This window comes from Halomonas cibimaris, from assembly GCF_039537045.1.
Classification (GTDB): domain Bacteria; phylum Pseudomonadota; class Gammaproteobacteria; order Pseudomonadales; family Halomonadaceae; genus Vreelandella; species Vreelandella cibimaris.
Genome location: NZ_BAAAZT010000074.1, coordinates 65,969 through 80,564 on the forward strand (window position 1 = coordinate 65,969; position 14,596 = coordinate 80,564).

General features: G+C 64.0%; 12 protein-coding genes. 6 read left to right on the forward strand and 6 right to left on the reverse strand.

Translation table 11 applies throughout. The features are described 5' to 3' along the window. Nucleotides 1-43: 43 nt before the first annotated feature. The 3 genes from holA to leuS are packed head-to-tail and all read right to left on the reverse strand — an operon-like array spanning nucleotide 44 to nucleotide 4,202. On the reverse strand, nucleotides 44-1,102 hold the full coding sequence (gene holA / locus ABD654_RS09405; RefSeq protein ID WP_344704579.1) for a DNA polymerase III subunit delta: 1,059 nt from the start codon (nucleotides 1,100-1,102) through the stop codon (nucleotides 44-46). Continuing rightward, nucleotides 1,099-1,608 (reverse strand): LPS-assembly lipoprotein LptE, encoded by a 510-nt coding sequence (locus tag ABD654_RS09410; RefSeq protein WP_344704581.1) that lies wholly within the window; start codon nucleotides 1,606-1,608, stop codon nucleotides 1,099-1,101. Before ABD654_RS09410 ends, holA begins: the two co-directional genes overlap by 4 nt. Next, nucleotides 1,605-4,202, reverse strand: coding sequence for a leucine--tRNA ligase (gene leuS / locus ABD654_RS09415; RefSeq protein ID WP_344704583.1), 2,598 nt, complete (start codon nucleotides 4,200-4,202; stop codon nucleotides 1,605-1,607). Before leuS ends, ABD654_RS09410 begins: the two co-directional genes overlap by 4 nt. A 201-nt stretch (nucleotides 4,203-4,403) precedes the next feature. On the opposite strand from leuS, the gene ABD654_RS09420 reads away from it, so the two are divergent. Further along, nucleotides 4,404-4,919, forward strand: coding sequence for a zinc ribbon-containing protein (locus tag ABD654_RS09420; RefSeq protein WP_344704584.1), 516 nt, complete (start codon nucleotides 4,404-4,406; stop codon nucleotides 4,917-4,919). Between the two features lie 33 nt (nucleotides 4,920-4,952). Here the strand turns inward: ABD654_RS09420 and ABD654_RS09425 are convergent, their stop codons facing one another. Then, complete coding sequence (locus tag ABD654_RS09425) at nucleotides 4,953-6,272, reverse strand: hypothetical protein (protein ID WP_344704585.1); 1,320 nt, start codon at nucleotides 6,270-6,272, stop codon at nucleotides 4,953-4,955. Between the two features lie 94 nt (nucleotides 6,273-6,366). Here ABD654_RS09425 and ABD654_RS09430 point away from each other — a divergent pair, with 94 nt between their 5' ends. After that, nucleotides 6,367-7,578, forward strand: a complete 1,212-nt coding sequence (locus ABD654_RS09430; protein ID WP_344704587.1) for a methyltransferase — start codon at nucleotides 6,367-6,369, stop codon at nucleotides 7,576-7,578. Here the strand turns inward: ABD654_RS09430 and ABD654_RS09435 are convergent. Together ABD654_RS09435 and ABD654_RS09440 are read right to left on the reverse strand one after the other, a co-directional pair. Beyond that, complete coding sequence (locus ABD654_RS09435; RefSeq protein WP_344704589.1) at nucleotides 7,560-8,843, reverse strand: dicarboxylate/amino acid:cation symporter; 1,284 nt, start codon at nucleotides 8,841-8,843, stop codon at nucleotides 7,560-7,562. The two genes, ABD654_RS09430 and ABD654_RS09435, sit on opposite strands and share 19 nt — an antisense overlap. Beyond that, nucleotides 8,840-9,760, reverse strand: coding sequence for a LysR family transcriptional regulator (locus ABD654_RS09440; protein WP_344704591.1), 921 nt, complete (start codon nucleotides 9,758-9,760; stop codon nucleotides 8,840-8,842). Before ABD654_RS09440 ends, ABD654_RS09435 begins: the two co-directional genes overlap by 4 nt. 316 nt (nucleotides 9,761-10,076) lie before the next feature. On the opposite strand from ABD654_RS09440, the gene leuC reads away from it, so the two are divergent. The 4 genes from leuC to asd all read left to right on the forward strand — a co-directional run bounded on the left by leuC (nucleotide 10,077) and on the right by asd (nucleotide 14,504). Next, nucleotides 10,077-11,543, forward strand: coding sequence for a 3-isopropylmalate dehydratase large subunit (gene leuC / locus ABD654_RS09445; RefSeq protein ID WP_344704593.1), 1,467 nt, complete (start codon nucleotides 10,077-10,079; stop codon nucleotides 11,541-11,543). A 2-nt stretch (nucleotides 11,544-11,545) separates the two neighbouring features. Then, the gene (gene leuD, locus ABD654_RS09450; RefSeq protein ID WP_344704595.1) at nucleotides 11,546-12,193 is read left to right on the forward strand and encodes a 3-isopropylmalate dehydratase small subunit; all 648 of its coding nucleotides are present in this window, start codon (nucleotides 11,546-11,548) and stop codon (nucleotides 12,191-12,193) included. A gap of 33 nt (nucleotides 12,194-12,226) precedes the next feature. Further along, on the forward strand, nucleotides 12,227-13,312 hold the full coding sequence (leuB, locus tag ABD654_RS09455) for a 3-isopropylmalate dehydrogenase (RefSeq protein ID WP_344704597.1): 1,086 nt from the start codon (nucleotides 12,227-12,229) through the stop codon (nucleotides 13,310-13,312). A 79-nt stretch (nucleotides 13,313-13,391) separates the two neighbouring features. After that, nucleotides 13,392-14,504, forward strand: a complete 1,113-nt coding sequence (gene asd / locus ABD654_RS09460; protein ID WP_344704599.1) for an aspartate-semialdehyde dehydrogenase — start codon at nucleotides 13,392-13,394, stop codon at nucleotides 14,502-14,504. Nucleotides 14,505-14,596: the final 92 nt, after the last annotated feature.

Below are 14,596 nucleotides of genomic sequence, written 5' to 3' on the forward strand. Positions count from 1 at the left end.
GTAAAATGCCAAGTTTGTATCTTCCGGTAACGTCGCCGGCACATTAATGAATCCGGTATGTCCAGGCCGTTTCAGCCAGCGGGCCGCGTCCGCCGGCAAGGGTGATGGCCAGATCGTGCAGGCCCTGCCACAGCGGCACCGGGGAGGCGCCCTTGACGGCCAGGTCAAGCCGCTGGGCCATGAGCAATAGCTTGTGCAGCCGGCGCATGGGAAGCCGCCGGATGGCTTGCTGATAGGCCGGGCGGCGGCGATCGAAAATCATCGGCTTTTGCGCCTTGCAGGCGTGCTCGAAGCTTTGGCCCTGTTCTAGATGCTGGTGCAGCGATAGAAGCGTGCGCATTTCTCGCCCCAGCGCCCAGAGTACGACGGGTGCTTCGGTGCCTTCGCTTTTCAGCCCGTAGACAATGCGCGAAGTACGGGCAATTTCCCCTTTCAGGCAGGCATCTGCCAGGTTGAAAACGTCAAAGCGCGTGCTGTCTTCCACCCCTTGGGCGATGCTTTCCAGATTCACTCGGGCATGAGGCGGCAGTATCAGCGCGAGCTTTTGCAGTGCCTGATCGGCGGCGAGCAGGTTGCCCTCGGTGCGCTCGCCGAGCAGGCGAGCGGCGTCAAGTTCCAGCTGCAGGCCGTGTCGCTGCGCCCGATCACGCAGCCAAAAGCCCAGCCGCGAGGCATCAATCGGCCATACCGGCACGAACAGCCCTTGCTTGTCCAGCGCCTTGAACCAGGCGCTTTTTTGCTGGCGGGCATCCAGTTTGCCGGTGCTAAGCAGCAGAATATCGTCGCCATGGGCCAGCCGTTCAGCGTATTCGGCAAGCGCCTTGGCGCCTTCCTGGCCCAGCTTGTGCCGCCCAAGACGCACTTCGATCAGCTTGCGGGTGGCAAACAGCGAGAGATTGCCCGCTACTTCAAAAAGCCTGCCCCAGGCAAAATTGGGCTCGATGTCCAGTACTTCGCGCTCTTCCACGCCGGCCTGGCGCGCGGCTGCACGCACCTCGTCACAGGCGTCACGGTGCTGCAGCGGCTCGTCGCCGGAGACGATGACTGCGCGGGGCAGGCGTTTAGCCAGCGCCCCGGGCAGCTGATCGGCAAAGACCTTCACTTGAGCGCCTCAAGGCTTGCCAGGCGTTCGCTAATGCGCCGGGCCAGCTGATCGGCCAGCTGCCGGCGGGCTTCATTGATCAGCACGTCGCGGTTGAGCAGGTCGTCATCGTTGACGCGCTGTCTGACCGACCGGCTGAGGGATTTACGATTCCACACGTAGGCCTGGTTGTCGCGCTGCTGTAGCGAGACGCGAACGCTTAGGGTGAATTCGTGTTCGCGGCTGCCGCGACCGTCGCCCCCCAGGCGGCGGCTACGCATATCCACGTTGCCAAGCGTTAGCCGCCAGGGGGCATTAGCGCTTGTGCCGCTGTCATAGCGTTCCAGCTGGCGCTGCAGGGCCTGGCCCAAATCGCTCTGGCTTTGCCCTTCAAGGGTAAAGAGCGGAAGCGTGGGCAGGCCATTGCGACCGCGCAGATGAAAGCCGCAGCCGCCCAGCAGAACAGCGGCCGAGGTGCCCAGCGTCGCGCCTATCAGCGCGCGGCGTGTGCGGTCGGTGACGCTCATCCGCTCACCACGATATTGACCAGCTTGCCGGGCACCACGATGACCTTGCGCACGGTCTTGCCGTCGATGTGGCGCTTGACGTTGTCATCATTCATGGCAAGCGCTTCCACAGCGGCCTTGTCGGCGTCTGCCGGGGCGTTGAGGCGGGCGCGCAGTTTGCCGTTGACCTGAACCACCAGCTCAATGCTGTCCCGGGTCAGCGCCTTTTCGTCAAGCGCCGGCCAGGCGGCGTCGATGGCCGGCCCATCGTGGCCCAGGTGCTGCCACAGGGCATGGCACAGGTGCGGGGTGATGGGGGCGAGCAGCAGCACGCAGGTTTCCACCGCCTCGCGGGCCACGGCCAGGTTGTCGGCGTCGGCGGCGTCAACTTCGTGGGTAAAGCGACCCAGCGTATTGGAAAGCTCCATTACCGCGGCAATGGCGGTGTTGAAGGTGGTGCGCCGGCCAATGTCGTCGCTGGCTTTTTTGATGGTCTCGTGGGTTTTGCGCCGCAGCGCTTTGTGAGCGTCGTTTAGCGCCACCTCGGCAAGCGCGGCCGGTGTGCCCGCAGCGACGTGCTCGTGGACCTGGCGCCACAGGCGTTTGATGAAACGGTGGGCGCCTTCCACGCCGGCGTCTGACCATTCCAGCGACTGCTCCGGCGGGGCGGCAAACATCATGAACAGGCGCACGGTATCGGCGCCGAACTCATCGATCATCGACTGAGGATCGACGCCGTTGTTTTTCGACTTGGACATCTTCTCAATGCCGCCGGCGGTGACCGGCTCGCCGTCGGCGAGCAGCACCGCACTGACCGCACGGCCCTTGTCGTCGCGCTGGACCTTGACGTCCGCCGGGTTGAACCACTGCTTGCCGCCGCCTGCGGTAGGGCGGTAGTAGGTTTCGGCGATGACCATGCCCTGGGTGAGCAGCTGCTGGAACGGCTCGTCGGAATCCACCATGCCAAAATCGCGCATCAGCTTGTGGAAAAAGCGCGCGTAGAGCAGATGCAAAATGGCGTGCTCGATGCCGCCAATGTAGAGATCCACCGGCAGCCAGTAGTTGGCGCGCTCGTCGAGCATGGCACTGGCGTTGTCGGCACAGCAGAAGCGTGCGTAGTACCAGGACGACTCCATGAAAGTGTCGAAGGTGTCGGTCTCGCGGGTCCAGCCGTCGCCAAGCTCCGAGAACTCGGGCATCTTCTTCAGCGGCGAGCCCGAGGCGTCCACGGTGACCTCCATGGGCAGCTTCACCGGCAGCTCGTCGTCGGTGAGCGGTACGGTCTGGCCTTCGGGGCCGTACTTCACCGGGATCGGCGCGCCCCAGTAGCGCTGGCGGGCGATGCCCCAGTCGCGCAGGCGGTAGTTGGTCTTGACCTCGCCGCGGCCCTGCTCGGCAAGGGCCTTGGCCACGGCGTCAAAGGCGGCCTCGAAGTCCAGCCCGTCGAACTCACCGGAGTTGATCAGCCGGCCGTGCTCGACGTAGGCGCCGTCGGTTAAGTCCGGCGTATTGCCGTCGGGGTCGGCGATCACCGGCGTAATCGGCAGCGCGTATTCGTGGGCAAACTCCCAGTCGCGCTGATCGTGGGCGGGCACCGCCATCACGGCACCGGTGCCGAACTCCATGAGCACGAAGTTGGCCGCATAGACCGGCACCTTCTTGCCGGTAAGCGGATGGATGGCGACGTGGCCGGTGGGCAGGCCCTTTTTCTCCTTGGTGGCCATTTCGGCTTCGGTGGTGCCGCCCTTGGCGCATTCCTCGCGAAAGGCGGCCAGCTCAGGGCGGCGTTCAGCGGCGCTTTTGGCCAGCGGGTGGTCCGCGGCCACGGCCACGTAGGTCACGCCGAAAAGCGTGTCCGGGCGGGTGGTGTAGACCGATAGCGGCGCGCACTCGCCGCCGTTTTCGTCGTTGATGGCAAAGGAAAGCTCGACCCCGCGGGACTTGCCGATCCAGTTGCGCTGCATGGTCTTGACCTGCTCGGGCCATTCGACCTTGTCCAGATCGGCCAATAGCTCGTCGGCGTAGTCGGTAATCTTCAAAAACCACAGCGGGATTTCGCGGCGCTCCACCGGCGCGCCGGAGCGCCAGCCGCAGCCGTCGATGACCTGCTCGTTGGCCAGCACCGTCTGATCCACCGGGTCCCAGTTTACCGTGGCCATCTTTTTGTAGACCATGCCGTTTTCAACAAGCCGGGTGAAAAACCACTGCTCCCAGCGGTAGTAGTCGCTGTCGCAGGTGGCAAACTCACGGTCCCAGTCGTAGGCAAAGCCCAGCGCCTTGAGCTGGCGGCGCATGTAGTCGATGTTGCCGTAGGTCCACCGGGCCGGCGGCACCTGGTTTTGAATCGCGGCGTTTTCCGCCGGCATGCCGAAGGCGTCCCAGCCCATGGGCTGGAGAACGTTTTTGCCTTGCATACGTTGAAACCGCGATACTACATCGCCGATGGTGTAGTTGCGCACGTGCCCCATGTGCAGCTTGCCGCTGGGGTAGGGAAACATCGACAGGCAGTAGAATTTTTCGCGGTTGGCGTCTTCCACGGCTTTGAAGCACTGGTGTTTGTCCCAGTACTGCTGGGCGTCGCGTTCAATCTCGCGGGGGCTGTATTGTGCGTCCATCGGTTTATTCAAGGCCTTGGGCTGCTCACCCGGCGTAGCCGGGCGAGCGTGAATGAGAAAAAGTTGAATGCTTGCGTTGTCTCGATTGTATCCTATGAAGGGGTAACCTTGAACGGGCAAGCAGGCAAAGCACACGCATCGGCATCGGTGCACGCCGGGCGTGCCCGTCGGGTCGAAGTTGAAACGGCAAAGGAGAAGATCATGGAAAAGCACAGCGAAAGCCGTCTGCGTGAAGGCTATGAGCGCTTGTTGGAACGGGTGAAAAGCGGCACTGAAGAGCTGACGTGGGATAATCTGCAAAAAGAGCTGGACGACGCCGTCGAATTTGAAAGCGAACTGGCCGAATACACCCGGGATGAGCTGGCGCTGCTGCGTGCCTGGGTCGAGCGCGACCTGCGCGATATGCGCGGCTATCTCAGCGCGACCGGCCGCCAGGTGGCCGAGTGGCTGGGCGTGGATCTGGAGCAGCTCTCCCGCCGGGTGAGCGAGTCGCTTTTGTCCATTGCCGATCGCAGCGTGGTCGAGCGCGAGCGTTTTGATGAGGATCTGGAAGCCGCCCGGGCCGACTACTGCGAAGGCGAAATGGCCGCGCCCGGTAAAATGGCCTGCACCCACTGCGACGCTGAAGTCGTGCTTGACCGGGTGCAGCTGCTGGAACCCTGCCACCAGTGCGGCGGGCGCTATTTCACCCGTCTGACCGCCACGCGCAAGGGCTGAAAACGCCCGGGCGGCCCGGCACCGCCGGGCCCGTCAGCCAAGCCCGAGCCGCAGCGCCAGCGCAGCAATGGCGGCGAGTGCCAGCGCGCCCGTCATCGCCGCGTAGCCCAAATTCTGGCGCATGATAAAAAAGCCGCTGACGCCGTAGCGCCCCTGCAGCGACAGGTTGATGCCGGAAAGCGGCCCCACCGCGGTGCCCACCGCCCAGCCCGCCAGGGCGACAAAGGCGAACAGCGTCTGAGCGCTGCCTTCAAGCGAGAGAATCGAGGCCAGCGTGGATACGCCGATAATCGGGTGCAGGCCGATCACCGCGCTGAGCACAATCGCTACAAGGCTGGCCATGGCCTGGGGCATGCCGAAGCGGGCAAACAGCGTCCAGTCGTCCGGGGTGGCCGCGTCGACCAGCGTAGAAAGCCCCAGAGTGAAAAGCCCGGCGGCCAGAAACAGCGAAATCTCCCCGCGCATGGCCGGCAGCCGGGTCATGGCGTGCTGACGGATGCGACGGGCGGTATAGCGCGCCCCGTAGGCCAGGTTGGCCACAAGCGCCACGCTCGGCAGCAAAAAGGTAATAATGCTGACAATGGAAAGCGCAGGCGTGAGCCAGAAGTGAAACAGCATTACCAGTACCGCCATGCCGAGCGGCATCAAAAGGCTTTGGGGGGCCAGCGAAAAGCCGTCGACGTCGTCGAGATCAAAGCGTCGTCTCAGCTCCACGACGGTGAAAAGCCCCGCGCACATGGCCAGCGGAAAGCCCGCCAGCGCCACGTAGCCGTACTGCATGCCGGGTACCAGCGCGATCACCACGCCCATGGAGGCGAAAAACGGCGACCACAGTGCCGCGCTGGAAAGCCCGCGGTTCAGCGCCAGCAGCTGGGGCGTGGACAGCGGCCTTTCCCGGGATAGACGATCGCCGACCATAAACACCGCCGACAGGTTTAAAATGGTGCCGAGAAAGTGCACCCCGGCCCAGCTTCTCAGCACGCCGCCGGTGCCGGTGACCCGCGCGCCGGGTGCGCCGCGGTTGCCCTGGGTGCCAACCAGGCCGATAAAGCTCACCCCCACCAGCATGGCGACAACAAAGGCGTTGCGCGTAAGCATCGCCGGCCAGTCAACTTCAGCGCCGTAGCCAAGGCGCGCGCCCAGCAGCATACTCACCCCCAGCGCAATCAGCGCGCCGGCCTGGCGGCGCGAGCGCGTGGGAATATCCCGCCACAAAAGGACCACGGCCAGCCACAGTGCGTAGCTCACCGCTACCGCGGTGCTGACTACGCCGCTGAACCCGGCAATCTGCAGCAGCAGCGCAAGTAGAATCAGCCCGCCGGCGATGCGCCGCCGAGGAGAGTATTCGTGCATGTCCGCCTTCCTGAAAATTTTTGGCAGGCTAACGGCAACGCCGTGGAAAAGCCAGCGCGCCGCCACCGCTATACCCGCATGGAGAGAGTCGATCATGATGTATGCCGAGCGCTTCCAGCGCCTGACAGCGCTTTTGGCTCACTGGCAGCCGCTCTGGGGCACGCCGCCGTTTACCCATCGCTGCCTGCCCTGGGCCGGCGCGTATCCGGAGTTGTACCAGGCGCTGCTGGCGCTGGACGACGCCTGCGTGGAGCGGCTGGAAAACGCCCCGCTGGCGGATGACGCGCTGGCGGCGTGGCTGCCGGTAACCGAGCTGCGCGCGCTTTCTCATCTGTCGGAGCATCCGGCCAGGGTCCCGGCGCTGCCCAATGCCTGGGGCGATCATGTCGGCGGGCGTAAATGGCGCCAGTTACAGGCGTTTGCGCGCTGCGTGCCCGCTAACGCGGGGCCACTGGTGGAATGGTGCGCCGGCAAAGGGCACCTGGCGCGCACGCTAAGCCGTATGCGCGGCTGCAAGGTCACAGGGCTTGAATGGCAGGCCATGCTTTGCGAGCAGGGGCAGCGCCTGGCGCAAAAGCAAGGGGTGGCGGTCACCCTGGCGCAGCAGGACGTGCTGGCGCCGAACGTTGGCGGCTGGCTGGACGGCGGCGGCCACGCCGTAGCGCTTCACGCCTGCGGCGACCTTCACGTCGCGCTTTTGCAGCAGGCCGCGTGCCGGGGTGTCTCCGTTACGCTGGCGCCGTGCTGCTATCAGCGCACGGCGGCCGAGCGCTATCGGCCGCTGTCGATGCTGGGCCGTCGGCTGATGGCGGATGCCGGGCTTGTGCTTGAGCGCGATGATCTGGCGCTTGCCGTGCAGGAAACCGTCACCGCGCCGCCGGCGGTCAGCCGCCAGCGCGAGCGCGCCGGCGCCCGGCGGCTGGGATTTGATCTGCTCCAGCGCGAGGTGCGCGGGGTGGATGCGTACCTGCCGGTACCCAGTTTGGCCTACGGCAAGATGCCGGCGGACTTCGCCGGCTTTGCCCGCTGGGCGGCCGCGCAGAAGGGCATTACGCTGCCGGCTGACGTTTTTGCCCGGCGAAACTGGGAGGCCGCCGGGCAGGCGCGGCTTGCCGAGGTTCAGCGGCTGGAGCTTGCCCGCCACGCTTTTCGCCGGCCGCTGGAGGTCTGGCTTTTGCTCGACCGGCTGATGTTTCTGCGCGAGGCGGGCTTTACGGCGAGCCTGGCGACGTTTTGCGACCGGGCGCTGACGCCGCGCAACGCGGTGCTGTGCGCGACGCCGGGCGGTCAGTCGGAAAGCGGCTGAGCAGAGGTCTCGTGCAGGCGTGACGCGTGGCGCCGGGCGTTGGGTTTCTCGTCGTCGACCACGGCCGCACCGACAATATCGCCGGTGACGTTGAGCGCGGTGCCGCCCATGCCGATCAGCGCATCCACCCCGGCAATCAGCGCCACCACTTCGAGCGGCAAACCGAACATGCTGAGCACGGCAGAAAGCGTCACCAGCCCCGCCGCCGGCACGCCGGCGGTGCCTACCGAGAGCAGCGTGCCGATCACCACGATCACCACAAAGCTGGAAAACGCCAGATCAAGACCGGTGATATTGGCGGCAAATACCAGAGAAACGCCCATGCGCAGCGCGCCGCCGTCGGAGTTGAAAATGGCCCCCAGAGGCAGAGTAAAGTTGGCGGTTTTTTCCGACACGCCGGCTTTTTTGGCCGCCTTGATGGCAACGGGCAAGGTAGCCAGGCTGCTGGAGGTAAAAAACGCCGTGGTAAACGCCTCACGGATATTTTTATAAAACGCCCCCACCGAGTGCCGAGACAGGCTGATAAAGCCGGTGTATACCACGCTCCACAGGATAATCAGCCCTAGATAAAACACCCCGGTAAAGTACAAAAGCGACTTCAGGGTCTCCCACCCCTGGCTGCCAAAGGTGGACGCGCTGATGGCAAAGATGCCGATGGGTGCATACAGCAGAATACCGTTTAACACGCGGTAGAACATTTCGTTTATCGCGGTGAAAAAGCGATTCAGCAGGGTGCCGTGTTCGCGCATGGCGTCGTCGGTGGAAAACAGCATGGTCGATATCGCCATGCCGATGATGATCGCCACGAACAGAATCGCCATCAGGTCGCCGGCGCTAAACGCCGCGAACATATTGCGCGGCACGATGCGCAGCAAAATGTCCGACATCGGCGGCACGTCGGGCTTGTCCACGCTGGTATCCGGCAGCGAAAGCCCTTCGCCGGGGCTGAAAAACAGCGCCAGCGACACGCCGATCAGCACCGCAAGGGCGGTGGTGGTCAAGTAATAGAGAAACAGCTTGCCGCCCATTTTGCCCAGCTGAGGCAGGTTCATCTGGCTGACGGCGAGCACCACGGTGAGAAAAATCACCGGAATGGCGATCAGGCTCAACAGATGGATCAAAAGCGTGCCCAGCGGTTTGACCAGGGTGGCCTGCTCGCGAAAAAGCAGTGCGGCGGCAATGCCCAGCAAAAAGCCCGTCGCCATTTTGAGCACCAGCGGGGTATCGCGGTAGGTTTTCCACAGAGAGGGCCTTGATAGCGTCATGGCGTGATGTCCTGGTCGGTAAACGTAGCTCGATAGTCGGCGCCGAGATCGCAAGCCTGCTCAAGCGCTTCGATCATGCAGCGCGCAGCGTTGGATAGCGTGCGGTCGTGGTGGACCAGATAGCCCAGCGGGCGATAAAGCGGCGGGGTGGCAACGTCGAGTTCTACCAGATCCTGGCTGATCATGCTTTCGGGCAGCATACTCCAGCCCAGCCCTACGCGGCACATCATTTTCAGGGTCTCCAAATAGTTGGTCGACATGCTCGCCGTCAGGCGCAGGCCTTCGCTTTCAAAACGCCGGCGCAGCAGCGTGCGGGTAAAGGTCAGCGGGCCGGGCAGTACGCTTGCATGCTGGCACAGCTCGCCAAGCGTCAGCGAAGCGGCGCGATGCAGCGGATGATCCGCCGCGCAGACAAAACACATGCGATCCACCCAGATCGGCACCACGTCCAGCCGCTCGTGGGGCTCGGGTGAAAGGGTGACCACGGCGATTTCCAGCCGGCCGTCCAGCACCCCCTGGTAGGCCTGTTCGGAGTCGAGAAACTCAAGCCCCAGCTGCACCTCGGGGTGGCGCTGGGTGTAGCGCCTGAGCAGCGGCGGCAGGCGGTGCAGGCCGATATGGTGGCTGGTGGCCATGCTCAGCCGGCCCCCCACCTTGCCTGACAGATTGGCCAGGGCTCGGCGGCTGTCGTCGACGGCCAGAAGAATATGCCGGGCGCGGGGCCGCAGAAGATGGCCCGCCTCGGTCAGGGCGATGCGCCGGTTGATGCGGTCAAACAGGCGCACCCCGACCTGCTCTTCCAGTACGGCAATACGCTTGCTGATGGCCGGCTGGGTCAGGTGCAGCTTGTCTGCTGCCCGCGAAAAGCTTTGGCAGTCGGCCACGGCAAGAAAGGCTTGCAGGCTTTGGGTATCCATAATGTATTCCTTTAGGGAATCCAAACCATAAATAACATGAATTGCATTTATTTATGCAGCAAGCAACACTGCCGTTATGGCCAAGGCAGCGGCGGTGATGGCTTTGTAAAGCGGGGCTTCGGCACGTTCTGGCCCTTTTACCGGCGCGAAGGCCACATCATCAGTTATACAAGCCTTTTATACAACACATAATAACGACGACGTTTATACGATACCGCTATGCATCGCGCAGCGTTACGCACACCACACAGAGCACACGCTGCGCGCGTCGGGTACGTCAAAATGCGTGAGACAGGGCAGCCGCCCGGGAGACCACATGGCAGCGCAAACGCTTTACGACAAACTCTGGGAGCAGCACCTGGTCAAGCAGCGCGACGACGGCACCGCGCTGATCTACATCGACCGCCACATGCTCCACGAAGTCACCTCGCCCCAGGCCTTTGAAGGCCTGCGCCTGGCCGGGCGCACGCCCTGGCGGCTGGATGCCAACCTCGCCACCGCCGACCATAACGTGCCCACCACGGTGGCCGAGCGCGCCGAGGGCAACAAGGGCATCAAGGATCCGATATCGCTGATCCAGGTCGAAACCCTGGACGAGAACTGCCGGGAATACGACATTGTCGAGTTCGGCATCAACGATCCGCGCCAGGGCATCGTCCACGTGGTCGGCCCCGAGCAGGGCGCGACGCTGCCCGGCATGACCGTGGTCTGCGGCGACTCGCACACCGCCACCCACGGCGCATTCGGCGCGCTGGCCCACGGCATCGGCACCTCCGAGGTCGAGCACGTGCTGGCTACCCAGTGCCTGCTGACGCAAAAGATGAAAAACATGCAGGTGCGCGTGGAAGGCGAGCTGGGCACGGGCGTGACCGCCAAGGACGTGGTGCTGGCGATTATCAGCCGCATCGGCACCGCCGGCGGCACCGGCCACGCCATCGAGTTTGCCGGCAGCGCCATTGAAAGCCTTTCCATGGAAGGGCGCATGACGGTTTGCAACATGGCCATCGAAGCCGGCGCCCGGGTGGGCATGATCGCGGTGGACGACACCACTGTCGACTACATCGGCAACCGCCCGTACTCGCCCACCGGCGAGGCCTGGGACGCCGCCGTGGCCGACTGGCGCCAGCTGGTCTCCGACCCCGACGCCGAGTTTGACAAGGTCGTAACGCTTGACGCCGCCGAGATCGAGCCCCAGGTGAGCTGGGGTACCAGCCCCGAGATGGTCACCGGCATTTCCGGCCAGGTGCCCGACCCCCAGGCCGCGCCGGATGAAACGGTCGCTGCCAGCTACACGCGCGCTTTGGAATACATGGGGCTTACGCCCAACCAGCAGATCACCGACATCAAGCTCGACAAGGTGTTTATCGGCTCGTGCACCAACTCGCGCATTGAAGACCTGCGCGAGGCCGCCGCGGTGGCCAAGGGCCAAAAAGTCGCCGATAGCGTTACGCTTGCCATGGTGGTGCCGGGCTCGGGGCTGGTGAAGCGCCAGGCCGAGGAAGAAGGCTTGGACAAGATCTTCATCGAGGCGGGCTTTGAATGGCGCGAGCCGGGCTGCTCGATGTGCCTTGCCATGAACGCCGACAAGCTCGGCGCCGGCGAGCACTGCGCGTCTACCTCCAACCGCAACTTCGAAGGGCGTCAGGGCTACGGCGGCCGAACGCATCTGGTCAGCCCGGCCATGGCCGCCGCCGCCGCGATTGCCGGCCACTTTGTTGATGTACGTCTTGTGGACGTGCGCCGCCTGCCCGCCAACGATGAACGCCACGCGCAAAAGGCCTGAACATGAAACAGTTTACCCGTTTTGAAGGCGTGGTCGCCCCGCTTGACCGCGCCAACGTCGATACCGATCTGATCATTCCCAAGCAGTTTTTGAAGTCGATCAAGCGCAGCGGCTTTGGCGTCAACCTGTTTGACGAGCTGCGCTATCTCGACGAAGGCCAGCCGGGCCAGGACTGCGCCAAGCGCCCGCTCAACCCGGACTTTGTGCTCAATCAGCCGCGCTATCAAAGCGCCGAGGTGCTGCTGGCCCGGCGCAACTTCGGCTGCGGCAGCTCCCGGGAGCACGCGCCCTGGGCGCTGGAGGACTTCGGCTTTCGCGCGATTATTGCCCCGAGCTTCGCCGATATCTTCTACAACAACGCATTCAAAAACGGCCTGCTGCTGATTGCGCTCGACGAAGACACCGTGGACCGGCTGTTCAAGGCCGTCGAGGCGAACGACGGCTACGCGCTGGACGTGGACCTGGAAAACCAGCAAATCACCACGCCCGACGGCGAAGCCATCGGCTTTGAGGTGGACGCGTTTCGCAAGCAGTGCCTGCTGGAAGGCCTCGACGACATCGGTATTACGCTGAAAGACGAAGACGCCATTCGCGAGTTCGAGGCCGGCCATCGCGCCCGCCGCCCCTGGCTGTTCCGCGATCACGCCTGATGGCCCACCCGGATACCCCACAAGGAGCGCTCAATGACACGCAAGGTACTGCTACTTCCCGGTGACGGCATCGGCCCGGAGATCACCGCCCAGGCCGCGCGCCTGCTGGACGCCTGCCGAAAGGCCGGGCTGGATATCGAGATTGAAGAAGCGCCGGTGGGTGGGGCGGCCTATGACGCCCACGGCGAGCCGCTGCCGGCGGCAACGCTTGAAAAAGCCAAAACCGCCGATGCGCTGCTGCTGGGGGCCGTGGGCGGCCCCAAGTGGGACGCGCTGGAAGACCGTGCCAAGCGTCCGGAGCAGGGGCTTTTGGGCCTGCGCAAGCATCTGGGGCTTTTTGGCAACCTGCGTCCGGCGCTTTTGTATCCGCAGCTGGCCGGCGCCTCAAGCCTCAAGCCCGATCTGGTCTCGGGGCTGGATATCATGATCGTGCGCGAGCTCACCGGCGGCATCTACTTCGGCCAGCCCCGGGGCATCGAAGAGCGGGGCGGCGAGCGCGTGGGCTACAACACCTACGTCTACAGCGAGTCGGAGATCGAGCGCATCGGCCGGGTGGCCTTCGAGATGGCGCAAAAGCGCGGCGGCAAGCTGTGCTCGGTGGACAAGGCCAACGTGCTGGAAGCGACCATGCTGTGGCGCGAGGTGATGGAGCGGCTGGCACCGGAGTACCCGGACGTCGCGCTTTCCCACATGTACGTGGACAACGCCGCCATGCAGCTGGTGCGCGCGCCCAAGCAGTTTGACGTGGTGGTCACCGGCAACATGTTCGGCGATATCCTGTCCGACGCCGCCGCCATGCTCACCGGCTCCATCGGCATGCTGCCCTCGGCCTCGCTGAACGCGTCCGGCCGGGGCATGTTTGAGCCCTGCCACGGCAGCGCGCCGGACATCGCCGGCAAAGACATGGCCAACCCCCTGGCGATGATGCTTTCGGTGGCCATGATGCTGCGCTATTCGCTTGACGAAAACGCGCTCGCCGAGCGTATCGAAAAGGCCGTGGGCCAGGTGCTGGACGACGGCCTGCGCACCGCCGATCTGGCCGACGACAGCAGCCAGGCCGTCGGCACCCGCGCCATGGGTGACGCCGTGCTTGAGGCTTTTATCCGTCAGACACCCTGAGCGTTGCCGGCTGGGCAGTTAAAAAACGCGCCGCGCAATCGTGTATAATGGCGTCACAATTTTTAACGGAGGACTTTTCATGCTGAAAGTCGGTTTTGTTGGATGGCGCGGCATGGTGGGCTCGGTGCTCATGCAGCGGATGCTTGAAGACGGGGATTTCAACGGCATCGAGCCTACCTTTTTCACCACCTCCCAGGTCGGCCAGCCCGGGCCAGATATCGGCGCTGAGGTCCCCGCGTTGAAAGACGCCTTTGACCTGAGCGAGCTCAAAGCGCTTGACGTTATCGTCACCACCCAGGGCGGCGACTATACCAAGGCGGTCTACGCCGATTTGCGTAGCGGCGGCTGGAACGGCTACTGGCTCGACGCGGCCAGCACCCTGCGCATGGCCGACGACGCCACCGTGGTGCTCGACCCGGTCAACCGTGCGGTGATTGATGCCAATCTGGCCCGCGGAACAAAAACGTTTGTCGGCGGCAACTGCACCGTCAGCCTGATGCTGATGGGCCTTGGCGGGCTGTTTGAGGCCGACATGATCGAGTGGATGACCTCGATGACCTATCAGGCCGCGTCCGGCTCCGGTGCCAAGCACATGCGCGAGCTGCTCAACCAGATGGGCGGGCTGCGCGACAGCGTCGGTGAAGAGCTCAAGGATACGTCCAACGCGATTCTCGACATCGATCGCAAGGTCACCGCGGCCATGCGCAGCGGCGATTTTCCCACGGACAACTTCGGCGCGCCGCTGGCCGGCAGCCTCTTGCCGTGGATTGACAGCAAAATGGACAGCGGCCAGAGCCGCGAAGAGTGGAAGGGCGGTGCTGAGACCAACAAGATTCTCGGCCTGGAAGACAACCCCGTGCCCATCGACGGGCTTTGCGTGCGCGTGGGTGCCATGCGCTCGCACAGCCAGGCGTTTACCATCAAGCTCAAGCAGGACGTGCCGCTTGACGAGATAGAAGACCGTCTGGCCAAACACAACGACTGGGTGAGCGTGGTGCCCAATGACAAGGACGCCACCATCGAGCGGCTGACGCCGTCGGCCGTTACCGGAACGCTTAACGTGCCGGTAGGGCGGCTGCGCAAGCTGGCCATGGGCGGGGAGTATCTCTCGGCCTTCAGCGCCGGTGACCAGCTGCTGTGGGGTGCCGCCGAGCCTATCAAGCGCATGCTGACCATACTGCGCGAGCAGTAAAAAACGGTGAAGTCACCGCGAACGGGCGCCGGGCCAGCGCCCGTTTTTTGTTTGCAGATCGTGCTGGCTTTTCCGGTGCAGGCTTTTCCGAT